Source organism: Stenotrophomonas rhizophila (assembly GCF_003651185.1).
Lineage (GTDB): Bacteria > Pseudomonadota > Gammaproteobacteria > Xanthomonadales > Xanthomonadaceae > Stenotrophomonas > Stenotrophomonas maltophilia_Z.
This window is the reverse complement of sequence record NZ_RCDC01000006.1, coordinates 141,959-166,544: the sequence shown is the minus strand read 5'-3', so window position 1 is coordinate 166,544 and position 24,586 is coordinate 141,959. Positions and strand designations below refer to the sequence as shown.

General features: G+C 67.1%; 29 protein-coding genes and 1 riboswitch. Of the genes, 15 read left to right on the top strand and 14 right to left on the bottom strand.

All coding sequences use genetic code 11. The features are described from left to right. The first annotated feature begins 6 nt into the window (after positions 1-6). Both BCL79_RS14955 and BCL79_RS14950 read left to right on the top strand, forming a co-directional pair. Positions 7-489 (top strand): GAF domain-containing protein, encoded by a 483-nt coding sequence (locus BCL79_RS14955; protein ID WP_121042484.1) that lies wholly within the window; start codon positions 7-9, stop codon positions 487-489. Continuing rightward, the gene (locus BCL79_RS14950; RefSeq protein ID WP_121042482.1) at positions 486-857 is read left to right on the top strand and encodes a TfoX/Sxy family protein; all 372 of its coding nucleotides are present in this window, start codon (positions 486-488) and stop codon (positions 855-857) included. The genes BCL79_RS14955 and BCL79_RS14950 overlap by 4 nt, the downstream gene beginning before the upstream one ends. Before the next feature lie 37 nt (positions 858-894). Here BCL79_RS14950 and BCL79_RS14945 read toward each other — a convergent pair whose 3' ends face one another. Beyond that, positions 895-1,473: a histidine phosphatase family protein gene (locus BCL79_RS14945; RefSeq protein ID WP_121042480.1), complete on the bottom strand. Its 579-nt coding sequence runs from the start codon at positions 1,471-1,473 to the stop codon at positions 895-897. 152 nt (positions 1,474-1,625) lie between these two features. Beyond that, a riboswitch (cobalamin riboswitch) is annotated at positions 1,626-1,857 on the top strand. A gap of 124 nt (positions 1,858-1,981) precedes the next feature. On the opposite strand from BCL79_RS14945, the gene btuB reads away from it, so the two are divergent. Then, entirely contained in the window at positions 1,982-3,823 is a 1,842-nt protein-coding gene (gene btuB, locus BCL79_RS14940) for a TonB-dependent vitamin B12 receptor (protein WP_121042478.1), read from the top strand. Between the two features lie 115 nt (positions 3,824-3,938). Here the strand turns inward: btuB and gph are convergent, their stop codons facing one another. Then, a complete protein-coding gene (gene gph, locus BCL79_RS14935; protein WP_121042476.1) occupies positions 3,939-4,589 on the bottom strand; it encodes a phosphoglycolate phosphatase in 651 nt (216 codons plus the stop codon). Between the two features lie 85 nt (positions 4,590-4,674). Further along, positions 4,675-5,577, bottom strand: a complete 903-nt coding sequence (locus BCL79_RS14930) for a LysR family transcriptional regulator (protein ID WP_121042474.1) — start codon at positions 5,575-5,577, stop codon at positions 4,675-4,677. Positions 5,578-5,674: 97 nt separating this feature from the next. On the opposite strand from BCL79_RS14930, the gene BCL79_RS14925 reads away from it, so the two are divergent. After that, complete coding sequence (locus BCL79_RS14925; protein WP_121042472.1) at positions 5,675-6,313, top strand: NAD(P)-dependent oxidoreductase; 639 nt, start codon at positions 5,675-5,677, stop codon at positions 6,311-6,313. Between the two features lie 52 nt (positions 6,314-6,365). After that, entirely contained in the window at positions 6,366-7,289 is a 924-nt protein-coding gene (locus tag BCL79_RS14920) for an MBL fold metallo-hydrolase (protein WP_121042470.1), read from the top strand. Between the two features lie 265 nt (positions 7,290-7,554). Here the strand turns inward: BCL79_RS14920 and dinB are convergent, their stop codons facing one another. Further along, positions 7,555-8,637, bottom strand: coding sequence for a DNA polymerase IV (gene dinB, locus BCL79_RS14915; protein ID WP_121042468.1), 1,083 nt, complete (start codon positions 8,635-8,637; stop codon positions 7,555-7,557). Positions 8,638-8,868: 231 nt separating this feature from the next. Here dinB and fabA point away from each other — a divergent pair, with 231 nt between their 5' ends. Both fabA and fabB read left to right on the top strand, forming a co-directional pair. Further along, positions 8,869-9,384, top strand: coding sequence for a 3-hydroxyacyl-[acyl-carrier-protein] dehydratase FabA (gene fabA, locus BCL79_RS14910; RefSeq protein ID WP_070471641.1), 516 nt, complete (start codon positions 8,869-8,871; stop codon positions 9,382-9,384). Continuing rightward, on the top strand, positions 9,384-10,592 hold the full coding sequence (gene fabB / locus BCL79_RS14905) for a beta-ketoacyl-ACP synthase I (RefSeq protein ID WP_121042466.1): 1,209 nt from the start codon (positions 9,384-9,386) through the stop codon (positions 10,590-10,592). Before fabA ends, fabB begins: the two co-directional genes overlap by 1 nt. Before the next feature lie 76 nt (positions 10,593-10,668). Here the strand turns inward: fabB and BCL79_RS14900 are convergent, their stop codons facing one another. The 3 genes from BCL79_RS14900 to BCL79_RS14890 are packed head-to-tail and all read right to left on the bottom strand — an operon-like array spanning position 10,669 to position 13,180. Further along, positions 10,669-11,361 carry an HAD family hydrolase gene (locus BCL79_RS14900; protein ID WP_121042464.1) on the bottom strand — a complete coding sequence of 231 codons (693 nt, stop codon included), beginning with the start codon at positions 11,359-11,361 and terminating at the stop codon, positions 10,669-10,671. Further along, positions 11,358-12,062, bottom strand: a complete 705-nt coding sequence (locus BCL79_RS14895) for a pseudouridine synthase (RefSeq protein ID WP_121042462.1) — start codon at positions 12,060-12,062, stop codon at positions 11,358-11,360. The genes BCL79_RS14900 and BCL79_RS14895 overlap by 4 nt, the downstream gene beginning before the upstream one ends. After that, entirely contained in the window at positions 12,059-13,180 is a 1,122-nt protein-coding gene (locus BCL79_RS14890) for a class I SAM-dependent methyltransferase (protein WP_121042460.1), read from the bottom strand. The genes BCL79_RS14895 and BCL79_RS14890 overlap by 4 nt, the downstream gene beginning before the upstream one ends. 142 nt (positions 13,181-13,322) lie before the next feature. Between BCL79_RS14890 and BCL79_RS14885 the strand changes: the two genes are divergently transcribed. Continuing rightward, positions 13,323-13,586: a hypothetical protein gene (locus tag BCL79_RS14885; protein WP_121042458.1), complete on the top strand. Its 264-nt coding sequence runs from the start codon at positions 13,323-13,325 to the stop codon at positions 13,584-13,586. A 31-nt stretch (positions 13,587-13,617) separates the two neighbouring features. Here the strand turns inward: BCL79_RS14885 and BCL79_RS14880 are convergent, their stop codons facing one another. Both BCL79_RS14880 and BCL79_RS14875 read right to left on the bottom strand, forming a co-directional pair. Beyond that, on the bottom strand, positions 13,618-13,908 hold the full coding sequence (locus tag BCL79_RS14880; RefSeq protein ID WP_121042456.1) for a DUF3247 family protein: 291 nt from the start codon (positions 13,906-13,908) through the stop codon (positions 13,618-13,620). Between the two features lie 65 nt (positions 13,909-13,973). After that, positions 13,974-15,977: a hybrid sensor histidine kinase/response regulator gene (locus BCL79_RS14875; RefSeq protein WP_259462196.1), complete on the bottom strand. Its 2,004-nt coding sequence runs from the start codon at positions 15,975-15,977 to the stop codon at positions 13,974-13,976. A 217-nt stretch (positions 15,978-16,194) separates the two neighbouring features. Here BCL79_RS14875 and BCL79_RS14870 point away from each other — a divergent pair, with 217 nt between their 5' ends. Beyond that, positions 16,195-16,761, top strand: a complete 567-nt coding sequence (locus BCL79_RS14870) for a DUF3016 domain-containing protein (RefSeq protein ID WP_121042452.1) — start codon at positions 16,195-16,197, stop codon at positions 16,759-16,761. An 8-nt stretch (positions 16,762-16,769) separates the two neighbouring features. On the opposite strand, the gene alr is transcribed toward BCL79_RS14870, so the two are convergent. Beyond that, the gene (gene alr / locus BCL79_RS14865) at positions 16,770-17,840 is read right to left on the bottom strand and encodes an alanine racemase (protein WP_121042450.1); all 1,071 of its coding nucleotides are present in this window, start codon (positions 17,838-17,840) and stop codon (positions 16,770-16,772) included. Beyond that, entirely contained in the window at positions 17,819-19,129 is a 1,311-nt protein-coding gene (locus BCL79_RS14860; RefSeq protein ID WP_121042448.1) for a D-amino acid dehydrogenase, read from the bottom strand. The genes alr and BCL79_RS14860 overlap by 22 nt, the downstream gene beginning before the upstream one ends. Positions 19,130-19,278: 149 nt before the next feature. Here BCL79_RS14860 and BCL79_RS14855 point away from each other — a divergent pair, with 149 nt between their 5' ends. Further along, positions 19,279-19,758 carry an Lrp/AsnC ligand binding domain-containing protein gene (locus BCL79_RS14855; RefSeq protein WP_046272909.1) on the top strand — a complete coding sequence of 160 codons (480 nt, stop codon included), beginning with the start codon at positions 19,279-19,281 and terminating at the stop codon, positions 19,756-19,758. Positions 19,759-19,843: 85 nt separating this feature from the next. On the opposite strand, the gene BCL79_RS14850 is transcribed toward BCL79_RS14855, so the two are convergent. Together BCL79_RS14850 and BCL79_RS14845 are read right to left on the bottom strand one after the other, a co-directional pair. After that, positions 19,844-20,014, bottom strand: coding sequence for a lana protein (locus BCL79_RS14850; protein ID WP_121042445.1), 171 nt, complete (start codon positions 20,012-20,014; stop codon positions 19,844-19,846). A 174-nt stretch (positions 20,015-20,188) separates the two neighbouring features. Beyond that, positions 20,189-20,605: a classical arabinogalactan protein 4 gene (locus BCL79_RS14845; RefSeq protein ID WP_121042837.1), complete on the bottom strand. Its 417-nt coding sequence runs from the start codon at positions 20,603-20,605 to the stop codon at positions 20,189-20,191. Positions 20,606-20,732: 127 nt separating this feature from the next. Here BCL79_RS14845 and msrB point away from each other — a divergent pair, with 127 nt between their 5' ends. The 5 genes from msrB to BCL79_RS14820 all read left to right on the top strand — a co-directional run bounded on the left by msrB (position 20,733) and on the right by BCL79_RS14820 (position 23,986). Next, positions 20,733-21,200, top strand: coding sequence for a peptide-methionine (R)-S-oxide reductase MsrB (msrB, locus tag BCL79_RS14840; RefSeq protein WP_121042443.1), 468 nt, complete (start codon positions 20,733-20,735; stop codon positions 21,198-21,200). A gap of 91 nt (positions 21,201-21,291) precedes the next feature. After that, entirely contained in the window at positions 21,292-22,146 is an 855-nt protein-coding gene (gene motA, locus BCL79_RS14835) for a flagellar motor stator protein MotA (RefSeq protein ID WP_088432758.1), read from the top strand. Positions 22,147-22,155: 9 nt separating this feature from the next. Continuing rightward, positions 22,156-23,103 (top strand): flagellar motor protein MotB, encoded by a 948-nt coding sequence (gene motB / locus BCL79_RS14830; protein ID WP_121042441.1) that lies wholly within the window; start codon positions 22,156-22,158, stop codon positions 23,101-23,103. A 101-nt stretch (positions 23,104-23,204) separates the two neighbouring features. Beyond that, complete coding sequence (locus BCL79_RS14825) at positions 23,205-23,696, top strand: hypothetical protein (RefSeq protein WP_121042439.1); 492 nt, start codon at positions 23,205-23,207, stop codon at positions 23,694-23,696. A gap of 14 nt (positions 23,697-23,710) precedes the next feature. Then, the gene (locus BCL79_RS14820; RefSeq protein ID WP_121042437.1) at positions 23,711-23,986 is read left to right on the top strand and encodes a DUF4031 domain-containing protein; all 276 of its coding nucleotides are present in this window, start codon (positions 23,711-23,713) and stop codon (positions 23,984-23,986) included. 42 nt (positions 23,987-24,028) lie between these two features. Here BCL79_RS14820 and BCL79_RS14815 read toward each other — a convergent pair whose 3' ends face one another. Then, positions 24,029-24,571 (bottom strand): DUF6630 family protein, encoded by a 543-nt coding sequence (locus BCL79_RS14815; protein WP_121042435.1) that lies wholly within the window; start codon positions 24,569-24,571, stop codon positions 24,029-24,031. Positions 24,572-24,586: the final 15 nt, after the last annotated feature.

Genomic DNA, 24,586 nt, shown 5'->3' with positions numbered 1-24,586 from the left:
GCGGCCATGTTCGATACCTCCACGCTCACCGGCAGCAAGCCGGAACAGTACGGCCAGCTGCTGGCCCAGGCCCGCGCCCTGGTGCACGGCGAGCGCGACCGCATCGCCAATGCGGCCAACCTGTCGGCGCTGGTCTACCACGCCCTGCCGCACCTGAACTGGGTCGGCTTCTATTTCTTCGATGGCAAGGAGCTGGTCGTCGGCCCGTTCCAGGGTCTGCCCGCCTGCGTGCGCATTCCACTCGACAAGGGCGTGTGTGGCGCCGCGGCTTCGCAGCGGGTGACCCAGCGTATCGAAGACGTCGATGCATTCCCGGGCCACATCGCCTGCGACTCGGCCTCGCGCTCGGAACTGGTGGTGCCGTTGGTCCACCACGGCGAGCTGGTCGGCGTGTTCGATCTGGACAGCCCCTCGCTGGCGCGCTTCGATGCCGAGGACCAGGCCGGGCTGGAAGCCATCGCCGCGGTGTTCGTCGAGGCTTTGGGATGAGTGGCGTCAAGCTGCGCAACATCGGCCCGAAGAGCGCAGCATGGCTGCGCCAGGTCGGTCTGCGTACGCCGGAAGATCTGGTGGCGGTCGGCGCGGTCGGTGCCTTCGTCAAAGTGCGCCGCGCCGGCTTCAAGCCCAGCTTGAACCTGCTCTACTCGCTGGAAGGTGCGCTGCAGGACTGCCACTGGCAGGAACTGCCGGAGGCGCGCCGCACCGTGCTGGTGGCCGAGTACGAAGCGATCATCGCCGACCAGCCGCTGAAGAAGGCGCCGCCCGCCTCCGGCCCGGTCTACGACCGCACCGTGGAGCATCGCGACGATGACGGCGACGAAGCGCCGCCGTTCGAGATGGACGATGACAACCGCTGATCCACGGCTACCGACACACCGTCGGTAGCCGCGCGCCTCATACCTGCTGCAGCTCCAGCAGTTCGCCCCACAGCCGGTCGTCCTCGCGCTCCACGCGCAGGCGCAGCCGCGTGCCGTGATCGATGCGCAGCGCCCAGCACATCGCCATCGGCAGGCCGCATACCTGCGACAGCACCATCCGCAGCGGTCCGCCATGGCTGACGATCAGGGTCGGGACCGGCTCGGGCTCATCCAGCAGCCGGTGCAGTCCACGCGCGATGCGGCGCTCGAAGTGGCCCCAGCTTTCGCCATGCGGCGGCGGGTTGGCGTGCGGGTCCAGATGGAACGCTGACAGCGCATCCATCGGCAGCGCCTCCAGCGCGAGCCCGTCCCAGTCGCCGAAATCCAGTTCTTCCCATTCCTCATCGGCCTCCACGTCCACCGCGTGGGGCAAGGCCAATGCCTCGGCGGTCAACAGCGCTCGCAGCCGAGGCGAGGACAGCACCCGCTGCCAGGGCAGCCCGGCGTAGCGCGCGCACAGGGCGTCGGTCGCGCCCTCGTGCAGCGGCGGATCGGTGCGGCCATCAAGATGATCGTCGCGGCCCGTGCTGGCGTGGCGGATCAGATCGAGGATCATGCCGCGCCCCGTCTGCTGCCCGCTGCGTCCGGCCGGTGCGGGTCACGGGCGTCGGTGCCGGGGTGCTGCAACCACGTTGGGGTCATGGAGATCACATCGAAAAAGCGAGGCGCATTCTAACCGGTGCGCGCCATGGGCCCGGCGGATGCCTTAGACTGCGCCCACTTTCAGGTGACCTGGGGCTGCAATGCCGCCAGGTTGAAACGGGAAGCCGGTGACGCGTCAGGCCCTGTGCCACGCCGCCACTCCGGCGCTGCCCCCGCAACGGTAAGCGTGGAAACACCAGGCAATACGCCACTGTGCTCCGGCATGGGAAGGCGCCTGGCACGATGGCACCGCCATCGACCCGCGAGCCCGGAGACCGGCCTGGAAGACGACTGGTTGCGATGCGGCGGGCATGGCGGCGGCAAGCTGGCGCCTGCGCGCGCCCGCCCACCGTCGAACCTCCCTGCAGCGCGATCATCCCCACCCCTTGCCGCGCGGGCGTGCGCGGTGCATGGAGTCATCGATGAAGCTGCAAACCCGCGTTCTTTCCCTGGCCGTGCTCTCGGCCCTGCCCCTGCTGGCCGCCGCACAGGACGACGCCACCGCGCTGGACCAGGTGCTGGTCACCGCCACGCGTACCCCGATCGCCCTACAGGACAGCATCTCACCGGCGCAGGTGATCGACCGCGCCGAGATCGAGCGCAGCCAGGCGCCGTCGCTGCAGGATCTGCTGCGCGGCCGTGCCGGCATCAACCTCAACAACAGCGGCGGCCTGGGCAAGCAGAGCTCGCTGTTCCTGCGTGGCACCAACTCGGCCCACACCCTGGTGCTGGTCGATGGCGTGCGCATCAACACCGGCGACCTCGGCCTGGCGATGATCCAGGATCTGCCGCTGGCACAGATCGAGCGCATCGAAATCGTGCGTGGCCCGCAGTCCAGCCTGTACGGCGCCGATGCGATCGGCGGCGTGATCCAGATTTTCACCCGCCGCAACGCCGGCCAGTTCGCGCCGCACCTGCAGCTCGGCGGTGGCAGCAACGGCCTGCGCGAGGCCAGCGGTGGCTTCGGCGGCAGCGGTGAGCGTGGCTGGTTCGGCACCGACATCGCCTACCAGCACACCGATGGCATCAACGCCTGCCGTGGCTCGGTGTCGCCCTTCGCCGGCTGCGGCGCCGACGAGCCCGACCGCGATGGCTACCGCAACCTGTCCATGAGCCTGCGCGGTGGCTATGCCCTGACGGACACGTTGAGCGTGGAGGGCACCGCCCTGCGCGCCGAAGGCGAGAACCATTACGACGGCTATTACAACTACTCCGAAACGCTGCAGCAGGTACTCGGCGGCAAGCTGCGCTACACGCCGAGCGAGCGCTTGAACCTGACGGTCAACGTCGGCCGCGCCGATAACGAATCGGACAACTTCAACGGTGATACCTGGCTGGGCAATGCACAGACCCACCGCGACAGTGCCTCGGTGCAGGCCGACATCAGCATCGCTGATGGCCAGCTGCTGAGCGCCGGTGTGGACTGGAGCCAGGACAACCTGGACGGCAGCAGCGCCGGCTACCTGGTCGACAGCCGCGACAACACCGGCGTGTTCGTGCAGTACCAGGGCCGCTTCGGCGCGCACCACCTGCAGGCCAGTGTGCGCAACGACGACAACGAGCAGTTCGGCAACCACACCACCGGCAGCCTCGGCTGGGGCCTGGAGCTGGGCAGCGGGTTCCGCCTCAACGCCAGCTACGGCACCGCGTTCAAGGCCCCGACCTTCAGCGACCTTTACGACCCGTGGAGCGGCGTGCCGACCCTGGACCCGGAAAAATCCAAGAGCGCGAACATCGGCATCGCCCAGCAGGGTAATGGCTGGCGCTGGGGCCTGGATGTGTACGAAACGCGCATCGATGACCTGATCACCTACGATGCCACCACCTTCATGATGTCGCAGGTCGAAAAGGCCCGCATCCGCGGCGCCGAATTGACCGGTGCGATCACCGTCGCCGGGTTCGACCTCAACGCACAGCTCAGCCACACCGACCCGCGCAACCGCACCGACGGCAGCGCGCAGTTCGACAACTGGCTGGCCCGCCGCGCACAGAACACCGCGCGTCTGGACGTCGATCGCCGTTTCGGTGACTTCCGCGCCGGCCTCACCGCCAACGGCGCCGGCAAGCGGTACGACGATGCAGCGAACACGGTGCGCCTGGGCGGCTACGGCACCGTGGATCTGCGCCTGGAATACGCCCTGACCCGTGATTGGTCCGTACTGGGCCGGGTCAGCAACGTGTTCGACCGCGAGTACGAAACCGTCGCCTGGTACAACCAGCCCGGCCGCGAGTACCGCCTGAGCGTGCGTTACCAGCCGAAATAAGGGATCTGGACGGCGGCACTGCCGCCGTCCCACCCTCGGTAGGTGCCGACCGTTGGTCGACACAATCATTGAACCTGGCAGGTGCCGACCGTTGGTCGGCACACGCTCGAACGCCTTACAACACCAGCAATTCCCGCAGATCATCCACCACGGCAACCGCCTCGACGTGGTCCAGGTCCAGCCCACGCGGATACCCATAGCGCACCAGCGCCACCGGCATGCCAGCATCCACGGCCGCTCGGTAATCCGTGATCGAATCGCCCACCATCAATGCGGCCTCGACGGCTACGTCGAAGTGCGCCGCGATATGCCGCAACGGCGCACCACTCGGCTTGCGCTCCGGCAGGGAATCCCCACCCAGCACCAGTGCGAACACGTCCTGCAGACCGAAATGCTGCAGCAGCGGCGCCACCAGTGCGGAGGGCTTGTTGGTGCAGATCGCCAGCGTCACCGAACGCTCGCGCAAGGCAGCCAACGTCTCGGTCACGCCATCAAACAGGCGCGGGCTGCGCAACAGGCACGCCTCGTAGTGCCGCATGAAACCGGGCATCACTTTGTCCAGATCGATATCACTGCCGGCCGCAGTAAACGCCTGCTCGACAAGCCGACGCACGCCATCACCGATCCACGTCAACACCGTCGCCTCCGGCACGCGCGGCAACTGCCAGTCCTGCAGCGTGCGGTTGAGCGCTTCGGCGATATCGGCCGCGCTGTCCACCAGCGTGCCATCCAGATCGAACACCACCAACGGATACGGATACGACAAGACGACACTCACTTCAACGACGTGGGAGCCCCATTGTACGGCGGCACCGCAACGGCTCTGCTCATGCGCCGTTGACCCCAGGCACTCAAAGCAACGCCAGAAACTGCGGGCTGCTGAAACGCTCCACCAGGAAATCCAGGAAGCTGCGCATGATCGTCGGCAGCTGCCGGCGCGAGGCGTACACGGCGTGCAGCCCCAGCGTCTCCACCGTGTAGTCGGGCAGCACGGCCACCAGCTCGCCCGAACGCAGCAGCGGCGCGATCTGGTACATCGGCAACATGGCGATACCCGCCCCGGCGCGTACGGCTTCCAGCAGCAACGATGCTTCGTTGGCGCTGATGTTGCCACCCACCGCCACCGCGATCTGCCGTCCGTCGCGCTGCAGGTGCCACACACTCTTGCCGACGTAGTGGTGGGTCAGGCAGTTATGCGCGGCCAGTGCATCGGCCGTGCCCGGCGCACCGCGCTCGGCCACGTACGACGGCGCCGCACACAACACCGACCGGCACGGCCCAAGATGGCGCGCGATCAGACTCGGGTCGATCGCACGCGAGATGCGTACGGCGATGTCCACCCGCTCTTCCACCAGATTCACCACCCGATCGACGAGTAGCAGTTCCACCCGCGTCAGCGGATGGCGTTTGACGAACTCGGCCACCGCCGCGGCCAGGTGGAGCTGCCCGAAAGAAACACTCGCAGTCACCCGGATCAACCCGTGAGGCTCGGGGTTGTCAGTAGCCAGCTCAGCGTGCAGTTCATCGCCGATCGCCAGCATCTGCCGGAAGCGCAGCAGCGCCGCCTCTCCGGGCCCGGTCAGGCTGATCCGGCGCGTGGTCCGGTGCAGCAGCCGCGCGCCCAGCCAGCGCTCCACCTCGGCCAGATAGCGCGTCACCATCGCCCGCGACATCTCCAGCGCCTCGGCCGCAGCGGTCAGGCTGCCACGCTCGGCCACCTCGACGAACACGTTCATCGCCGTCATCCGGTCCATTTGATCGATCCGTGCAACAAATTAGGCCGTTATACGCGGTTTTTCGTTCGATTCCAGGGGCATACGCTGGCCTTCCTTCCTCAACGGACCTTCCCCCATGAAAATCGCTCTCGTTGGTGCCACCGGCAACATCGGCCGTGAAATCACCCGCCAAGCCCTCGCCCGCGGCCACCAGGTCACTGCCATCGTCCGCCGTGAAACCGACCTCCCGGCGGAACTGGACGGCGCCCAGCTGGCCGTGGCCGCGCTGGATGACACCGACGCACTGGCCGCCGTGATCGCCGGCCATGACGTCCTGGCCAGCGCCTTCGGCCCGCGCCCGGGCGACGCCCCGAGCACGGTGACCACCACCAGTGCCGCCCTGGTCGCCGCCGCCCGCCAGGCCGGCGTGCCCCGCTTCATCATGGTCGGCGGTGCCGGCAGCCTGGAAGTCGCCCCCGGCGTGCAGCTGGTGGACACCGAGGGCTTCCCCGACGCCTACAAGCCGGTCGCCCTGGCCGCCCGCGAGACGCTGAAGCAGCTGCGCGCCGTCGACGACCTCGACTGGACCTTCTACTCCCCGGCCGCCGAAATCGGCCCCGGCCCGCAGCGCGGCGGCTTCCGCACCCAGGCGAAGAACTTCCTGGTCGGCGATGACGGCCACAGCCGGATCAGCTACCCCGACTACGCCGACGCCTTCGTCAGCGAGATCGAAACCCCGCAGTACCTGCGCCAGATCGCCACCGTCGCCTACTGAGCCCTGCCCGCCCCGGCGATCCCCGCCGGGGCCCTGGATGGAACCGCCCCCAATGCCCACGCTCTCCCGCACCACCCTGGCCCTCAGCCTGGCCCTGATCACCGGCCTCACCGCCCTCACCCCGGTCACCAGCCCTGCCCGCCCCGCCGCGAACGCACCCGCGCAGGACGCCCCCTTGGCAGTGCAGCCCTACCACCCCGGAGACGACGCCCTCTTCGCGGTTTCCTCCACCCTGATCACCGGCCGCCATGACGCCATGCTCGTGGATGCCCAGTTCGCCGCCACCGATGCCGCGCAGCTGGTCCAGCGCATCCGTGACTCGGGCAAACGCCTGACCACGATCTACATCAGCCACGGCGACCCCGACTACTACTTCGGCCTGGCCACCCTGCAGGACGCCTTCCCCGACGCCCGCATCCTCGCCACCCCCGCCACCGTCGCCCACATCAACGCCACCCAGGCCGCCAAACTCGCGTTCTGGGGCCCCCAGATGGGCGCAGGCAAGCCGAGCCGCATCGTCGTCCCCGAACCGCTGGACGGCGACACCCTCACCCTCGAAGGCCAACCGATCAAGATCATCGGCCTCACCGGCCCCACCCCGGACCGCACCGTCCTGTGGATCCCCGCCCTGCGCACCCTCCTCGGCGGCATCCCCATCGTCGCCGGCGAACACGTCTGGATGGCCGACACCCAAAGCGCCCAATCACACGCGCACTGGCTGCAGACCCTCGCCACCATCAAGGCACTGAACCCCACCCGCGTCATCCCGGGCCACTACGCAGCCGATGCCGCCCTGGACATCAGCGCCGTGGATTTCACCGCCAACTACATCCGCGCGTTCGACGAAGAAACCGCACGCAGAAAAGATGCCAACGCACTCATCGCCGCGATGAAAAAGCGCTATCCGACCCTGGCCGGCGAGAGTTCACTGGAACTGAGCGCGAAAGTAGCCAAGGGTGAAATGCAGTGGCCGTAAGGGCGCATTCGTAGAAGCCCAACGTCATTGCGCACATTGAAAAGCGCGAGGCGTTTCCTCTCTGCGCACCGACCTGTGTCGGGGGGACGACGCGGGTGGGGTATCGGGACCGTGTGTTGCCATGGATGGCAACACACGAGCTTACAGGGACGTACTTGCAGCGGGTCCCGGTACCCCACCCGCGTCGTCCCAAACCCTCATCACCCGAACACCAGCGCATCCGCCGTTGCCGTTGCCGTTGCCGTTGCCGCAAACAGTAAAACCGTCAGCCATCACCAAGATGATCAAACAACCCCGGCTGGCGCACCACCTCCCGCTCCCGGAATCCCCCCAACCCCACCCCCACCAACCGATACCGCGTCTCCAACGGCAACTCCACCCGCGCCCGCAACCCCAATGCAATATCGCGCAGCGCCTCCACCGAATCCGGCGGCGACTCCGGCGTAAAACTGCGCGTAATGATCCGGAACTGCGACGTCTTCAACTTCAACACCACCGTATGCCCCACGCGGTCCGTCCTGCGCGTCGCCAGCCAGGTCTTCTCCGCCAACTGCACGATCGCCGGCGCCAGATCCTCCAGCAGCAGATCCTCGGCGAACGTATCCTCCGACGAAATCGACTGCACCGGCTGATCCGGCTCCACCGGCCGCTCATCCACACCGCGCGCACGATTGAACAACCGTCCCCCAAACGTCCCGAACCGCGCCTCCAGTTCCTCCAGCGGCAGCGCACGCAGATCACCCACCGTCGCCACGCCCAGCTCTGCCAGCTTCGCTGCCATCACCTTGCCCACGCCCGGCACACGGTTCACCGGCAACGGCGTCAGAAACTGCTCGATACGATGCGGTGGCACCACGAACTGCCCGTCCGGCTTGCGCCAATCCGAGGCGATCTTGGCCAGGAACTTGTTCGGCGCGATCCCCGCCGACGCCGTCAGCTGCGTCTCCTCGCGGATCTGCGCGCGGATGATCTGCGCGATCTCCGTCGCCACCGTCATCCCGCCCTTGTGCTCGGTCACATCCAGATAGGCCTCATCCAGCGACAACGGTTCCACCAGATCCGTATGCCGCAGGAAAATCTCGCGTACCTGGCGTGACACCGCCTTGTAGCGGGCGAAATCCGGCGGCACGAACACCGCATCCGGACACAGCCGCTCCGCACGCACCGCAGGCATCGCCGAACGCACGCCAAACACACGCGCCTCGTACGAGGCTGCGCACACCACCGAGCGCATGCCCCGCCACGCCACCACCACCGGTTTGCCCCGCAACGAAGGGTCGTCACGCTGCTCCACGGACGCGTAAAACGCATCCATGTCGACGTGAATGATCTTGCGGGGGCGGGACACGGGCGTTGGCACTCGAATTCAGATGAACAAGATTACAGCCACACGCCGCAGTATGGTTGTTGGATAACAACAACATGCGTTTTTGAACCTGAAAACACTACGGCGGCGTACGGTTAAAACGTTTGATTGAATCACTTTTTCTCATGCACTCTTGAGCACTTGCTTCATGCAAGAGCAGTCGACCTGTGGTCGGCTCACCCCGATGACAACTTCCTCAGGATTGCGTTTTCCATGACTCGTCTCAACGCGTTCTCGCGCGACCAGCTGCTGGCCAGCGCCCGCGGTGAACTGTTCGGCCCGGGCAGCGGCCGCCTGCCCAATGATCCGATGCTGATGTTCGATCGCATCACCGATATCCGCGAGGACGGCGGCCCACACGGCAAAGGCATGGTACGCGCGGAACTGGATATCCGCCCTGACCTGTGGTTCTTCGACTGCCACTTCCTCGGCGACCCGGTCATGCCTGGCTGCCTCGGCCTGGATGCCATGTGGCAGCTGACCGGCTTCTTCCTGACCTGGATCGGTGCGCCCGGCCGTGGCCGCGCCCTGGGCTGCGGCGAAGTCAAATTCACCGGCCAGGTACTGCCGAGCGCCAAGCGCGTTACCTACGAAATCGACATCTCGCGCGTCATCAACCGCAAGCTGGTGATGGCGCAGTCCGACGCCCGCATGCTGGTGGACGGTCGCGAAATCTACTCTGCCAAAGACCTGCGTGTAGGTCTGTTCACTTCCACTGAGAACTTCTGATGCGTCGCGTCGTCATTACCGGAATGGGCATCACCTCGTGCCTGGGCAACGATCTGGACACCGTGTCCTCGGCACTGCGTGAAGGCCGCGCCGGCATCCGCCACCTGCCTGATCACGCCGAAGCCGGCCTGCGCAGCCACGTTGGCGGCAACATCGAGCTGGACCTGGACGCGCAGATCGACCGCAAGGTGAAGCGCTTCATGAGCGATGCCTCGGCGTATGCGTACATCGCCATGCGCGATGCGATCGCCGATGCCGGTCTGGACGAGGCGCAGGTCGCCAACCCGCGGACCGGCCTGATCGCCGGCTCCGGCGGCGGCTCCAGCCAGTGGCAGGTGGAATCGGCCGACATCCTGCGCGCCCGTGGCGTGCGCAAGGTCGGCCCGTACATGGTGCCGCGCACGATGTGCTCCACCGTGTCGGCCTGCCTGGCCACCGCGTTCCAGATCAAGGGCCTGAGCTACTCGCTGTCGGCCGCCTGCGCCACCTCCGCCCACTGCATCGGCGCTGCCGCGGATCTGATCCGCCATGGCGCACAGGATGTGATGTTCGCCGGTGGCGGTGAAGACCTGCACTGGTCGATGAGCGTGATGTTCGATGCGATGGGCGCCCTGTCGACCCGCTTCAACGAGACCCCGGCCTCGGCCTCGCGCCCGTACGACAAGGACCGCGACGGCTTCGTCATCGCCGGTGGCGGCGGCATGCTGGTGCTGGAAGACTACGACCACGCCGTGGCCCGTGGCGCACGCATCTATGCCGAGCTGGTCGGTTACGGCGTCACCTCCGACGGTGCCGACATGGTCGCCCCCTCCGGTGAAGGCGCGGTGCGCTGCATGAACATGGCGATGGAGCACATCACCGCCCCGATCGACTACCTCAACACGCATGGCACCTCGACCCCGCTGGGCGACGTCACCGAGCTGAAGGCGGTGCGTGAAGTGTTCGGCGAGAGCATTCCGCCGCTGTCCTCGACCAAGGCGCTGTCGGGCCACTCGCTGGGTGCGGCGAGCGTGCACGAAGCGATCTACTGCCTGCTGATGATGCGCGATGGCTTCATTGCCGGCTCGGCCAACATCGGCGAACTGGACCCGCTGGTGGAAGGCTTCCCGATCGTGCGCGAGACGCAGCCGGCACAGCTGAACACCGTGATGTCCAACAGCTTTGGCTTTGGCGGCACGAATGCGGCGCTGGTGTTCAGTCGCCTCTGACTGCAGCCCGTGTCCGCATGAAAAAGCCCGGCCATGTGCCGGGCTTTTTCGTGGTCCAAACGGGCAACGCCGTTCGTTACCGCGCGCCGGTCACCGGCAGCAGCGGCACCAACAACTGCCGTGCATCCAGCAGCGAATCCACGATGCGGTGCCCCAGCGCACGCAGTTCCTCATCCGGATGCACCAGGTCCGGCACCTGGATGGCGGTCATGCCCGCACCCACCGCCGCGCGGATGCCCGCCGGGGAGTCTTCCAGCGCCAGGCAGCGCGCCGGGTCCTTGCCCAGCTTCTGCGCGGCCAGCAGGTAGATGTCCGGGGCGGGCTTGGGATGGGACACATCGCTGCTGGTCACCACCACCTCGAAGAACGGCAGCAGCCCAGCGGCGGCCAGCTTGCGCGAGGCACGCGGCTGGCGGGTGGAGGTCGCCACCGCACGCGGAACGCCGTGCTCGTGCAGCAGCTGCAGGATCTCCAGGATGCCGGGGCGCAACGGCAGCCCCTGCTGCGTGCGCGCTTCGTACAGGTCGTGGCAGCGCGCGAACAGCGCGGCGACCTGCTCGGCATTCACCGTCTGCAGCAGCAGACGCTCGCAGTCGCGATCGCCCAGGCCCACCATGCGCAGCCAGAACCCCTCCGGGAACGGCAGCGCCAGTTCCTGTGCGGCCTGCGACCAGCACGCGATCGAGACCCGTTCGCTGTCGATCATCAGACCGTCCATGTCGAAGATGACGGCGTCGGGCAGGAACGGCAGCGCGGCGAAAGCACTCATGGGACGTTGAACAGCGTCTCGAGATCGGCCGCATCCAGCCTGCGCCACTCGCCTTCAGGCAGTTCGCCCAGCGACAGCCCGCCGATGCGGCTGCGGTGCAGCGCCTCGACGTGGTTGCCGACCGCCGCGAACATCCGGCGGGCCTGGTGGTAGCGGCCCTCGTGCAGGACCAGCTGCGCCTGGCGCGGGCCGTTCACGTGCAGCTCGGCCGGCAGCAACGGCTTGTCGTCCGATTCCAGCAGCAGACCGCCGCTGGCGAAGCGCGCGGCTTCATCACCGCGCAGGTCTTCGGCCAGGGTGACCTCGTAGGCCTTGTCCAGGCGCGACTTGGGCGACACGATCCGGTGCAGCAGCGCGCCATCGTCGGTCATCAGCAGCATGCCGCTGGTGTCGCGGTCCAGGCGGCCCACTGAAGACAACACCGGCGCGCGGTCGCGGTAACGTGGTGGCAGCAGGTCGTAGATCAGCCGGCCTTTGTCCTTGGTCGAACAGGTGTAGCCGCGCGGCTTGTGCAGCAGCAGGGTCAGCCCCTGCGGCGGGTCCAGCGGCTCGCCTTCGACCCGGATCGCCTCATGCGCGACCGCGTCATCGGCGTACAGCACCTCGCCCTCGGCATCGGTGATCAGGCCGGCACGGAACATCCCCTGCACCTGCTTGCGGCTGCCATAGCCCAGGTTGGCCAACAGCTTGACCAGCTTCATGCGCGGCCTCCGCGGCCCCACTTCGGCTCGGTGCTGCGCGGCGTGCGGACCGGCGTGGCGCTCTTGCTGGCCTTGGTGGCTTCGATCAGCTTGAAGCCATCGCGCTCGGCGGCCACGCGGACCTGGCCGAAGCTCTCGTTGAGGATCTGCTCGTACGGCAGGTGGCGGTTGGCCACCAGCCACATCCGGCCCCCGGGGCGCAGCGCCCGCGCGGCCACGGCGATGAAGCGCTGGCCGATGTCGGGGCGATCCGCGCGCGACGGGGTGTGGAACGGCGGGTTGGTCACGATGAAGTCGTACTCGCCCTCGATCCCGGCGGTGACGTCCTGCCAGTGATAGGCCAGCGCGGCCGGCTTGCCGAGCGCGGCGAGGTTCTCGCGGGCCAGCGCCAGCGCGCGGCCTTCGGCCTCATACAGGTCCAGCGCGGTCACGTTCGGGCAGCGCGCCAGCACTTCGGCCGAGAGATAACCGAAGCCGGCGCCCAGATCGGCGCCACGCCCGGCCAGATCGGCCGGCAGCTGCTCCACCAGCAGCGCCGAGGCGGGGTCGATGCGGTCCCAGGCGAAGATGCCCGGGCGGCTCTGGAAGCGGCCGCCAAGGATCGCGCGCGGCGCGTCCAGGGTTGCCCAGCGCTGCGCGAGCGCGGCGTCGTGCTGGCCGTTGAGCGGCGCCGTCCAGTAGGCACGGCAGTGGTTCTTGGTCAGCTTGCCGCCGAGGCCGGCCAGCTGCTGCAGGTCGCCTTCGCCGGAGCGGGCGCCTTCGTTGTTGTGCTGGCAGGCCACCACGATGCCGCCCGGGGCGGTCAGGGCCAGCGCACGGGCGAACAGGGCCTTGGCTTCCTCGCGCTGGCGCGGCGGCAGCACCAGCACCACGGCGTAGCGGGTGGCATCACCGGCCAGCTGCTGCTCGTCACGCACGGTCCAGCCGCTGGCTTCCAGGGCGTCGGCAAACGGACGGAAGCTCTGCTCGCAGACCAGCTGCGCCGGCTGGGCGTGCTCGCGCAGCGGTGCGCCATCGCGGGCGCGCAGGAACAGCACGGGGCCGGCCGGCCAGGACAGTGCGCCACTGGCGAACGGCAGGAACAGGGTTTCCAGGGGAGCGTCGTGCTGGGCAGCCATGCGGGGGCACATCTTGAAAAGAGGCCGCCATTCTACCGGTTCGCCCCGCCCCACCCGGATTTGCGTTTATTCAACGTCCTGTTGATGCCCTGACAACATCCAAACCGGCAGGGTGGAGCCTCACTTCCCGTGGAGATGGCTCATGCGTGCATTGTTTGTCGGTGGCGTAGTCGACAACAGCGAGATGGACATGGAGGGCAGCCAGCCACCGGTGCATTACCCCGAAGACACCGGCGGCGGCCATTCCCGCTACCGCCTGCACCAGGTCGGCAAGACCGCCGATGGCAGCGTGGCCTATGCGGTGTATGGCGCCCCGGACCTGGCCGATGAAGAGGTAGCCCGGATCGCCGATGAACGGGCCTACGCGCGCCGCTTCGAGGCCGAACCCAGCGAATTCACCCACTGAGCCCTGCCCCACCCGCACCTGCCCGCCGCGATCACTCGCGGTAGGGCAGCTGCCGGATGGCGGTGATCTGGTCCAGCCACACCACGTGCTGCTGCACAGGGGTATCCAGATCGTCCAACCGCAGTTGGCCATTGCTCCCTTCGTTCTCCTCGGCGTCGCGGTACTGCTGCAGCGTCGGCTGCACCGCGACGGTGCCCAGCAGGCGGCTGCCATCCTCAAGCGTGAGTTCGACCTGGGTCTGGCCGTGCAGCTGTGGCAGCAGGGCTTCCAGCGCCGCGATGGCGGCCGGATCGGTATGGATGCGGGGGGCGTAACGGGACATGGCGACTCCTGTGGCGTACGCCCCAGTGTGCCCGCGGCGGCGTCAACACGCCGCCAACGCAGGACTCAGCGCGTACCGCTCAGGACACCGCGTACAGCGGCGACCAGCTGCGCCACCGAATACGGCTTGGCCACATGCTCCTGGAAGCCCGACGCCAACGCACGCTTGCGGTCGTCCGCACGTGCCAGCGCCGTCACCGCGACAGCAGGCAATGCCTCCGGCTCGACGCCCATGTTGTCGCGCAGGGTGCGTACCAGCCCGTAACCATCCATGCCGGGCATGCCGATATCGGTCAGCAGCGCATCGATGCCGTCATGGCCATTCTCATTGAGCAGCGCCAGCGCCTCGCCGGCGGAGGAGGCCGTGGTGACCGAGGCCCCCTGCTCTTCCAGCAGCCGCCGCAGGTACTCCAGCACTTCGGGCTGGTCTTCCACGGCCAGCAGATGCAGGCCCTTGAGCGGATACGGCTCGATGATCTGCTCGGTGATCGGGCCGCTGAATACTTCGCGCAACGGGCGGCCATCGGCCTGCGGCTGATAGCGCGGCAGGCGCACGTTGAAGCTGGCCCCGTGCCCGTGGCCGTCGCTGCTGGCCGCCACCGCGCCGCCGTGCAGTTCCACCAGCTGTTGCACGATCGCCAGCCCCAGCCCCAATCCGCCGTGGCGGCGTGTGGTGGTGCCGTCGGCCTGGCGGAACCGGCTGAACAGATGGCGCAGGAACTCCGGCGCAATGCCGTCACCGGAATCGGTCACGGTGATCGACCAATGCCCGCCATCGGCAGCCAGGGTCAGCACCACGCGCCCCTCGGCCGGGGTGAATTTGATCGCGTTGGAGAGCAGGTTCCACAGCACCTGCTGCAGGCGGGTGGCGTCGCCGAGCACCAGGCAGGGCTCGTCAGGCATCACCAGCTCCATCGACAACGCTTTGCCTTCGGCGACCAGCTCCTGCGCGCGCATCGCCTCTTCCAGCTGCGCACGCAGATCCAGCATTTCCACTTCCAGCTGCACCTTGCCCAGCAACATGCTGCTGAGGTCCAGCATGTCCGAGATCAGCCGCTTCTGCGCCATCGCACTGTTGGCGATCACGCCCAGGCCCTTGTACATCGGGCTGGTGTTGTCGATGCGCTGCAGCAGCAGTTCGCTCCAGCCCAGGATGGTGGTCAGCGGGGTACGCAGCTCGTGCGAGAGCGTGGCCAGGAATTCATCCTTCAACCGCGCCATGTTCTCGGCCGCGCTGCGCGCCGCACGTTCGGACTGCAGCAGTTCCTCGCGCGCCATTTCGATCTCGCGGCGCTCGGTCACATCCGGACTGCTGCCGGCCAGGCCGATAAAACGGCCCATCCGCGAGAAGCGCGGCCGCGCGTTCATTTCCAGCCAGCGCCATTGGCCATCGGCGCGGCGGCCGCGGACCAGCGCATGCATGGAGCGCTGCGATTTCAGCGCCTCCTGCAGTTCGTAATCGAACACCGAAGCATCGTCGGGATGCACCAGGCCACGCCAGACATCATCCGGCACGCGCTGCTCATCGCCTCCAAAAAACTCGCTGAAGGCACTATTGACGAAGCGCGAATGGCCGCGCTCATCCAGCACCCAGACCGGCATCGGCAGGCCATCGGCCAGCGCGCTGAAGCGCGCCTCGCTTTCGGCCAGTTCCACCTCGATGTGCTTGCGATTGGTGATGTCGAAGAACACCACGGCCACCAGAGGCTCGTCCGGCTCGCCCACGCTGACCGCTTCCACCGAGTACCACCGGTTCAGCGCGCGCGCTTCCATCTCGAACTGCCGTGCCTGCCCGCTACGCGCCACCTCGCCATAGGTGCGGTACCAGTCGGATTCATGGCCGGGTTGCAGGCTGCTCATCCGCTGTCCGCAGACGTTGCTCAGCCCGGTATTGCGTGAAAAGGCCTCGTTGACCTCGACAAACCGGTAGTCCACACCCACCCCGGCATCGTCGAAGATCACTTCGATGATGCAGAACCCCGCATTCAGGCGCTCAAGTACCGTGCGATACAGGGCCGGATCCGGCGATGAAGCCAGGAAGGAGGCGCGTTCCAACGTAGAGGTGGGCAGGCTGGGCAAGGGCGTCAATGAGGCAACTGGCGAAACAGAGGAGGACAGGATCGGCCAACGCGCGTATTCGCAGCGTCAAGCGCCGTGGGTCGGGGGCGGCCTGGGTGAATTGGCGCCAACCGCAGAGGCGGAGCATACACGCGTGGATTGTCCCTCACCCGGATCAGGATCACACTGGGTGCCTGATCCCACTTGTGATCGCGACCCAGGAGTTGTCATGAACCGCACATCCCTGATCGCCGGGGCCCTGGCCGGCCTGCTGCTCATCGGCAGCGCCGCGGCGGCCCCGCGCACCGTGACCGACCCGCAGGCCCCGCGCGCCCTCAAGGCGGAGGGTCCTGTCCAGGTGACGTGGACCGACCCGGCCCAGTTCACCGAGATCCGCCTGAGCAACAACCGCTTTGAAGCCGAACGCGGTGACTGGGTGCAGCAGCTGGCCAAATACGTGCAGACCACCGCCAGCAAGGCGCTGCAGCCCGGCCAGACGCTGGAGGTGACCTTCACCGACATCAAGCGCGCCGGCGATTACGAGCCGTGGCACGGCCCGCGCGCCAATGACATCCGGGTGATGCGCGATATCTACCCCCCGCGCGTGACCCTGACCTACATCCTGAAGGATGCACAGGGCAAGGTGATCGGCGAAGGCGAGCGCAAGCTGCAGGACACCGGCTACCTGCACAACATCGGCCAGCAGAGCGACACCGATCCGCTGCGCTACGAGAAGCGCCTGCTGGATGATTGGATCCGGCGCGATCTGCGCAATGAGGCCACGGCGAATACCTGAGCCATCCCTCAGCCGGTGTACTCGCGCACCACCCGCTTCACGCCGCACGGCAGCTGGTAGGCACTGACCCCGCACAGCGGCGCCAGGGCCTCGATGCGCGGCGCATCGCCCCACAGTGTCACCGTGCTGCCGATCCCGGCCTGCGGCAGGTGGGTGAGATCCACGGTGAGCATGTCCATCGAGACACGACCGATCACGATGCCGGACTGGCCGTCGATGCGCACCGGGGTGCCGTTGGGCGCGAACTGCGGGTAGCCATCGGCATAGCCGAGTGCCACGACGCCGACCCGGGTCGGCCGCTGCGCGACGAAGCGCGCGCCATAGCCGACCGGCTCGCCGACCGCGATGTCGCGCACGGCAAAGATTTTCGACCGCATGGTCATCACCGGGCGCAGCCGCTCGGTCAGCGCCGTATGCGCCGGCATCGGGTTGATCCCGTACAGCATCAGGCCCGGGCGCACCCAGTCACTGCGCACCTCCGGCCAGCCCAGCAGCGCCGGCGAGTTGCACAGGCTGGTCTGCCCGGCCAGGCCTTCGATGGCGGCGGCAAAGACGTCGGCCTGCTCGCGGGTGCGCGGGCTGTCCAGTTCGTCGGCACGCGCCATGTGGGTCATCAGCACCATCGGCCCGACATGCGCCAGCGCACTGAGCGTGGCGTGCGCGGCGCGGAACTCGTCAGGCCACAGGCCCAGGCGATGCATGCCACTGTCCAGCTTCAACCACACGGTGAGCGTGGCGGTGGTCTGGAACGCGGCGACCGCCTCGACCTGCCACGGTGCGCCAACGGCGAACCACAGGTCGTGCTCGACGATCAGCGGCAGTTCGCCGGCATCGAAGAAGCCCTCCAGCAGCAGGATCGGGCCGGTGATGCCGGCCGCCCGTAGTTCCAGCGCTTCCTCGATGCAGGCCACGCCGAACGCATCGGCATCGGCCTGCAGCGCGCGCGCGCAGCGCACTGCACCGTGCCCGTAGGCATCGGCCTTGATCACGGCCACAGCCTTGCCGCCTCCCAGTTCGCGTGCCAGCCGGTAATTGCTGCGCAGCGCGTCCAGATCAATCAACGCACGGGCTGGGCGCATGAACTCGGCTCACGGTGACGGACGGACGCGGCATGGTGGGTGTAGCGGAAGATATCCAGGCCTTCGGTGCTGATCTGCGGCTGGCGGGCATCCATCAGGTCGGCCAGGTAGCGGCCGGAGCCGCAGGCCATGGTCCACCCCAGGGTGCCGTGGCCGGTATTGAGGAACAGGTTGCGGTACGGCGTGGCGCCGACCACCGGGGTACCGTCCGGCGTGGCGGGGCGCAGGCCGGTCCAGAACTCAGCGCGCGACAGGTCGCCGCCGTCCGGATAGAGGTCGCGCACGACCTTCTCCAGCGTGGCGCGGCGGCGCGGCGAGAGCGACAGGTCGAACCCGCCCACCTCGGCCATGCCACCCACGCGGATGCGGTCGTCGAAACGGGTCACGGCCACCTTGTAGCTTTCATCCAGGATGGTCGAGGTCGGGGCCATCGCAGGATCCGTGATCGGCAGCGTCAGCGAGTAGCCCTTGAGCGGGTACACCGGCAGCTGCAGGCCCAGCGGCGCAACCAGCGACGGCGAATAGCTGCCCAGTGCGACCACGTAGTGATCGGCGGTTTCCAGCCTGCCGTCGATGCGTACACCGGTGATGCGGTCGCCATCGCTCTGCAGGCCCGCGATGTCCTGGTCGAAACGGAATTCGACCCCGGCATCGACGCACATCTGCGCCAGGCGACGGGTGAACAGCTGGCAATCGCCGGTCTGGTCGCGCGGCAGGCGCAGCGCGCCGACCAGCTTGTCGGCCACGCCCGCCAGTGCCGGTTCGTAAGCGATGATGCCGTCGCGGTCGAGCACCTCATACGGCACGCCGTACTGGGCCAGCACTTCGATGTCCTGCGCGGAGGCATCCAGCTGCTGCTGGGTACGGAACAGCTGGGTCGTGCCCAGGTCGCGGCCTTCGAACGCGATACCGGTCTCTCGGCGCAGCTCGTTGAGGCAATCGCGGCTGTATTCGGACATGCGCACCATGCGCGCTTTGTTGATCGCATAACGCTCATGCGTGCAGTTGCGCAGCATCTGCGCCAGCCAACGGTACTGGTGCCAGTCCAGGCCCGGGCGGATCGCCAGCGGGGCATGTTCGGAGAACAGCCACTTGACCGCCTTGAGCGGCACGCCGGGCGCGGCCCACGGCGAGGTGTAGCCGAACGACAGCTGGCCTGCGTTGGCGAAACTGGTTTCCAGCGCCGGACCGGGCTGGCGGTCGACGACCGTGACTTCAAACCCGGCCTGCCGCAGGTACCAGGCACTGGTCGTGCCGATCACACCGCTGCCAAGGACTAGAACGCGCATGACACCCCTCCAACCCGATCATTCCCTGCGCAGGAGCACGCCGGGACCATAATTGAGGAAGTATAGTCAGCCGCAACCAATCAATTCGCCTGTTTTTCCAGCATCAGGCAGGGTATTGTCTCGCCAACATCCTCGAGAGGCTGACGCCGATGGCCACGCGCGCCCGCGAACTGGACAAGATCGACCGCAAGATCCTGCGCATCCTGCAGGCCGAGGGCCGGATCTCCTTCACCGAACTGGGCGAGCGGGTCGGGTTGTCGACCACGCCGTGCACCGAGCGCGTGCGCCGGCTGGAGCGCGACGGGGCCATCACCGGCTACTACGCCAAGCTCGATCCGCATTACCTCAAGGCCAGCCTGCTGGTGTTCGTGGAGATCAGCCTGGCCTACAAATCCGGCGACATCTTCGAAGAGTTCCGGCGCGCGGCGTTGAAGCTGCCCAATGTGCTGGAATGCCATCTGGTCTCGGGCGACTTCGACTACCTGCTCAAGGCGCGCATCAGCGAGATGGCCTCGTACCGCAAGCTGCTCGGCAGCACGCTGCTGACCCTGCCGCACGTGCGTGAATCCAAGAGCTACATCGTGATGGAAGAGGTCAAGGAAACCTTGACCCTGCCGATTCCCGATTGAGCCGGTCGCGTGCTGAGCTGCGTGGCTGAAACGCAAAAAGGCGGCGCGCATGTGCGCACCGCCTTCGTTCATTGCGCCAAGCGCATCAGCGCTGCTGTTTCTGGTCCTGATGCTTCTGGTCCTGCTGCTTGCCGCCCTTCTGATTCTGCTGGTCCCACTGCTGCTGGTTCTGCTGGCCGGGCTTCTGGTTCTGTTGCTGACTGCCCTGCTGCTCCTGCGGCGTCTTGCCGGGACTGCGGTTCTGCTGGTTAGCCATGATTGCACTCTTCTCGAAAAACCTCGGGGGATGCGCCTGTGTTGCGGCGCGTGTACAGGGTCCCGCCGATCCGGTTAATCACAGGCGAAAAAACAGTGAGGTCTTGCGTTGACGGGGATGACTGCGCGGGCAGCGATGTAAACCATTCATGTTGCCGGCCTGCCACTCCAACAGTCAGGGCTTGATCTGTTGACCGTCACCGCTGGGGACGGCGTCGTAATAGCGGCCGGTGCGGGTATCAAGCACGCGGTTCGGGCCTACCTGCTTGACCCCCGGAAGGATCCGGCCGTGGCGGTCGTAGACCTTGCTCTGCACGGCCGGACCCTGCATCGGTGCGGGCTGCGCCGGGCCTTTGCTTTGGATCGGGTGCGTGCGCAGTTGCTGCTGGGTCTGCGAGGACGACTTCACCGGGGCCATCCTGTCGGACAGGCTGTCGACCGGCACCGGTTGCACGGCCGGGGGCTGTGGCGCGCGCTGCGGCGTGACCACCGGCCGCGTCGCGGTGGGGGTGGGCGGCGGGCCGATCTGCGCGGCCGCGGTCAACGGCAGCAGCACCAGCAAGGCAGCGGCGAGGCGACGTGGGCGGTACATGGCGATCTCCCGGCGGCGGTTCAGGTCTTCACCATGCACCGCCACGGGTATCAGCACGATGAATGTCGCCCGCTTGGAACGCCCCGCCCACGACCCAATGTAGAGTGCATCCCCACGAGGACTGCCCATGACCGTTTTCGACCTTTCCCCGCCTACCGACGCCCAGCGCCAGGCCTTGGTGGCCGGCCTCAGCGCCGATGAGCAGCGCGTGCTGCTGCATCACGGCACCGAAGCACCGTTCTGCGGGGTCTTCCTGGACAACAAGCAGGACGGGGTCTACGGCTGCCGGTTGTGCGGCCTGCCGCTGTTCCGCTCCAGCACCAAGTTCGACTCCGGCACCGGCTGGCCGAGCTTCTTCGCGCCCTTCGATCCGGCCCATGTCCGCGAGATCCGCGACGCCAGCCATGGCATGGTCCGCACCGAGATCGTCTGTGCGCGGTGTGACAGCCATCTCGGCCATGTTTTCCCGGATGGCCCGCCGCCGACCCATGAACGCCACTGCCTGAACTCGGTCTCGCTATCGTTCACGCCCAACGGGCAGGCCTATCCGGATCCGTTGCAGCGCGGTGGTGCGGAAGCCGAGCCGGCCGCCTGAATCAGGAAAAGTGTGACATCGAGCGACCGCCCCCCTTCAGAAAAGGTGTGAAGGGGCCGACATGGAGGTATCCCCTTCCCGCGTCGGCCCCATGCTCATCATCGTTGGACTTCTCGTCGTCATCCTCAGCGTGCTGGGCGGCTATGTCGGCGCGCACGGCAAACTCGGCGCGCTGTGGCAGCCCTATGAACTGGTGATCATCGGCGGTGCGGCGCTGGGCGCGTTCCTGGTCGGCACCCCGGTCAAAACCGTGAAGCAGACCCTGCAGGCCACCGTGGGCGTGTTCAAGGGCCCGCGCTACAAGCAGCAGGACTACATCGACGTCCTCAGCCTGCTCTACGAACTGCTCAACAAGGCGCGGCGCGAAGGCTTCATGGCGCTGGAAGACCACGTCGAGCGCCCGGCCGAGAGCAGCATCTTCGCCAATTACCCCAAGGTGCAGGCCGACCACCACCTGGTCGACTTCATCACCGATTGCCTGCGCCTGATGATCGGCAGCAACATCGAGCCGCACGAGCTGGAACCGCTGCTGGAGCTGGAGCTGGAGAAGCACCACGGCGAGGCGATGCAGCCGGCCGCCGTGCTCAACAAGGTCGCCGACGGCCTGCCTGGCTTCGGCATCGTCGCCGCAGTGCTGGGCATCGTGATCACGATGGGTTCGATCGGCGGGGAAATCACCGAGGTCGGTGCGCACGTCGCCGGCGCGCTGGTCGGTACCTTCCTGGGCATCCTGCTGGCCTATGGCTTCGTCGGCCCGCTGGCCTCGGCCGTGGAAGCCCGTGCCGAACAGGACGCGCGCATCTACGAATCGGTCAAGACCGCCCTGCTGGCCTGCCTGCGCGGCTACAACCCGAAGATCGCCCTGGAATTCGCCCGCAAGACCCTGCCGTCCAACGTGCGCCCGGGCTTCAGCGAGTTCGAACAGCACCTCAAGACGGTCAAGTAAGGCAGCGCCATGGCCGAGACCAAACCCACCGTCATCGTCCGCCGGGTCAAGAAGGCCGGCCACGCCGCGCACCATGGCGGTGCCTGGAAGGTGGCCTATGCCGACTTCGTGACCGCGATGATGGCCTTCTTCCTGGTGCTGTGGCTGATGGCCGCCACCAGCAAGCCCGAGCGCGCAGCGATCTCCGAGTACTTCCGCAACCCCAGCCCGCTGGCCGGCAGCAGTTCCACCCCGGCCCCGGGCATGGCCGGCCCGGGCGGCGCCAGTACCTCGATGATCAAGCTGGGCGGCGCGACCGACATCTCGCGCGGCAACAGCAACGATCCCTTCCAGAACCAGCAGGCCTCCAGGCCGGTGCCGCAGGAAGACGAGCGCCAGCGCGAAAAACGCCAGCTGGAAGCGCTCAAGCAGGAGCTGGAAGAAGCGATCAGCAAGAGCCAGGCACTGGAGCCGTTCAAGGACCAGCTGCTGCTCGACCTCACTCCCGAAGGCCTGCGCATCCAGATCGTGGACAAGCAGAACCGCCCGATGTTCGACATGGGCAGCGCCTCGCTCAAGCCGTATACGCGCGAGATCCTGCGCGAGCTGTCGCAGTTCATCAATCACGTGCCGAACCGGATCAGCATCACCGGCCATACCGATATCACCGCCTACAACGCCGCCCACGGCTACAGCAACTGGGAGCTCAGTGCCGATCGCGCCAACGCCGCCCGGCGTGCACTGCTGGATGGCGGCATGACCGAAGACAAGGTGACCCGTGTGGTCGGCCTGTCCTCCTCGGTGCTGTTCGACAAGACCCAGCCGGACAACCCGATCAACCGCCGGATCAGCATCGTGGTGATGACCAAGGCGGCCGAAGCGGCGGCCCTGGCCGGTGCCGGGCAGGAAGTGGCGCTGTCGCCCACCGCTGCCGACGCCGATATCCAGGCGACGCTGGCGCCGGCTGTCGCGCCTTGAGCGGCGCGGCGGCAGCGGCAGAGGGAAATTCAGGGAATCCGTGGAGCCGGCCGGCGGCCGGCACTACAATGGGGTCTTCCTTTTGTAGATAGACCGCACCCATGTCCAAGCAGTCCAAGGCCAAGCGCGACAAGCGCAAGAAGCAGCAGCCCAAGCGCCCGATCAACCGCCTCAACGCCCAGCAGCCGGTGCAGAACCATGCCGTGCTGACCAACGAAGAAGGCCAGGTCGTCGCTGCGATCGGCCTGCAGGGCACCGAGTGGCTGCTGGCCATCGGCGGCCAGACCATGGGCAACGCCGACAACCCGGTCCCGATGCTGGCCATGCTCAAGCACCTGTCCAACGTCCAGGAAAAGGAAGGCCGCAAGGTCAACCTGGAGTACTCGACCCAGCTGCAGCAGCTGATCGACGACCTGGCCGCTGACGAAGGCAAGACCGCCGACGAGTACCTGTCGCAGCTGGTCTCCGAGTTCGAAGGCGTGGAAGGCGAAGGTGACGACGAGGCCGAAGACGCCGAGATCGTGACCGACGCTGCTGCCGAAGCCGATGGCGAGCCGGCCCCGGCCGCCAGCGACGACAAGCCGCAGGCCTGAGCCACGGCGATCCGGTGACGGTCTATATCGACGATGCGGTACATCCCTGGCGCGGCGAGCGCTGGGCGCATCTGATGGCCGACACCCTGCCCGAGCTGCACGCCATGGCGGCGCAGCTCGGGATTCCGCGGCGGGCGTTCCAGAACCGCCGCAGCGGGGCGCATTACGACGTGCCCGCCCCCTTGCGCCTGCAGGCGATTGCCCTGGGCGCACAGGCCATTTCACGGCATACGGACCGTGCGCTGGTCAAAGCCGTGATCTCAAACGCGCGCGGCCAGTATCAGGCGTAGGTGCCGACCGTTGGTCGGCACACGCAGACCGCAATCGCGCCCTCAGAACGGATCGCTGCCCGGCCGCACTTCCACGCCCAGCAGCGAGCACAGCGCCAGCATCGCATCGTCATCGCGGTTCAGCGCCATCCACCCGGCCAGGGTGTCATTGCCGGTATCCACGCTCCACAGCGCGTAGTTGTGCTCGCGCAGGCGGTCATGGGCGGTGCCCATCAGCATCGGGGCATCCACCCCGGCGGCGAAATCCTCATCGTCCAGGTCGCCGCCCCAGTCGATCTGCAGGTTCCAGCGCGCGGACAGCTCGTTGACCGCCGACATCAGCGCATCGGCATCGCTGCGCTCCACCTCGAACCCGGACTGCCAGGCGATCGCCGCCATCATCGGCGGCAGCCAGTCGGCGTCCTCATCGATGCCTTCGCCGCTCTCCAGCAGCGCCTCGCGCCAGCGGTTGAACTGCTGCAGGGCCAGTTCTTCATCGCCCGGGTTGATCAGCACGAACAGATTCCAGATCCGCGCCTCGAAATCGTCCTCGTCGAAATCGCGTTCCTCTTCTTCGAAGTCGAAATAATCGCTGTTGTCGGGCATGGCCGGTATTCCTGG

Coding starts and splice junctions, on each gene's coding strand:
- BCL79_RS14825 (WP_121042439.1), top strand. CDS start 23,205: ATGTCCAAGCAGTCCAAGGCCAAGCGCGACAAGCGCAAGAAGCAGCAG.
- BCL79_RS14855 (WP_046272909.1), top strand. CDS start 19,279: ATGGCCACGCGCGCCCGCGAACTGGACAAGATCGACCGCAAGATCCTG.
- BCL79_RS14930 (WP_121042474.1), bottom strand. CDS start 5,577: ATGGACCGGATGACGGCGATGAACGTGTTCGTCGAGGTGGCCGAGCGT.
- BCL79_RS14950 (WP_121042482.1), top strand. CDS start 486: ATGAGTGGCGTCAAGCTGCGCAACATCGGCCCGAAGAGCGCAGCATGG.
- BCL79_RS14885 (WP_121042458.1), top strand. CDS start 13,323: ATGCGTGCATTGTTTGTCGGTGGCGTAGTCGACAACAGCGAGATGGAC.
- BCL79_RS14850 (WP_121042445.1), bottom strand. CDS start 20,014: ATGGCTAACCAGCAGAACCGCAGTCCCGGCAAGACGCCGCAGGAGCAG.
- BCL79_RS14920 (WP_121042470.1), top strand. CDS start 6,366: ATGCCCACGCTCTCCCGCACCACCCTGGCCCTCAGCCTGGCCCTGATC.
- btuB (WP_121042478.1), top strand. CDS start 1,982: ATGAAGCTGCAAACCCGCGTTCTTTCCCTGGCCGTGCTCTCGGCCCTG.
- BCL79_RS14895 (WP_121042462.1), bottom strand. CDS start 12,062: ATGAAGCTGGTCAAGCTGTTGGCCAACCTGGGCTATGGCAGCCGCAAG.
- BCL79_RS14860 (WP_121042448.1), bottom strand. CDS start 19,129: ATGCGCGTTCTAGTCCTTGGCAGCGGTGTGATCGGCACGACCAGTGCC.
- BCL79_RS14925 (WP_121042472.1), top strand. CDS start 5,675: ATGAAAATCGCTCTCGTTGGTGCCACCGGCAACATCGGCCGTGAAATC.
- BCL79_RS14870 (WP_121042452.1), top strand. CDS start 16,195: ATGAACCGCACATCCCTGATCGCCGGGGCCCTGGCCGGCCTGCTGCTC.
- BCL79_RS14890 (WP_121042460.1), bottom strand. CDS start 13,180: ATGGCTGCCCAGCACGACGCTCCCCTGGAAACCCTGTTCCTGCCGTTC.
- fabB (WP_121042466.1), top strand. CDS start 9,384: ATGCGTCGCGTCGTCATTACCGGAATGGGCATCACCTCGTGCCTGGGC.
- alr (WP_121042450.1), bottom strand. CDS start 17,840: ATGCGCCCAGCCCGTGCGTTGATTGATCTGGACGCGCTGCGCAGCAAT.
- BCL79_RS14880 (WP_121042456.1), bottom strand. CDS start 13,908: ATGTCCCGTTACGCCCCCCGCATCCATACCGATCCGGCCGCCATCGCG.
- BCL79_RS14945 (WP_121042480.1), bottom strand. CDS start 1,473: ATGATCCTCGATCTGATCCGCCACGCCAGCACGGGCCGCGACGATCAT.
- msrB (WP_121042443.1), top strand. CDS start 20,733: ATGACCGTTTTCGACCTTTCCCCGCCTACCGACGCCCAGCGCCAGGCC.
- BCL79_RS14955 (WP_121042484.1), top strand. CDS start 7: ATGTTCGATACCTCCACGCTCACCGGCAGCAAGCCGGAACAGTACGGC.
- fabA (WP_070471641.1), top strand. CDS start 8,869: ATGACTCGTCTCAACGCGTTCTCGCGCGACCAGCTGCTGGCCAGCGCC.
- motA (WP_088432758.1), top strand. CDS start 21,292: ATGCTCATCATCGTTGGACTTCTCGTCGTCATCCTCAGCGTGCTGGGC.
- BCL79_RS14815 (WP_121042435.1), bottom strand. CDS start 24,571: ATGCCCGACAACAGCGATTATTTCGACTTCGAAGAAGAGGAACGCGAT.
- motB (WP_121042441.1), top strand. CDS start 22,156: ATGGCCGAGACCAAACCCACCGTCATCGTCCGCCGGGTCAAGAAGGCC.
- BCL79_RS14900 (WP_121042464.1), bottom strand. CDS start 11,361: ATGAGTGCTTTCGCCGCGCTGCCGTTCCTGCCCGACGCCGTCATCTTC.
- BCL79_RS14845 (WP_121042837.1), bottom strand. CDS start 20,605: ATGTACCGCCCACGTCGCCTCGCCGCTGCCTTGCTGGTGCTGCTGCCG.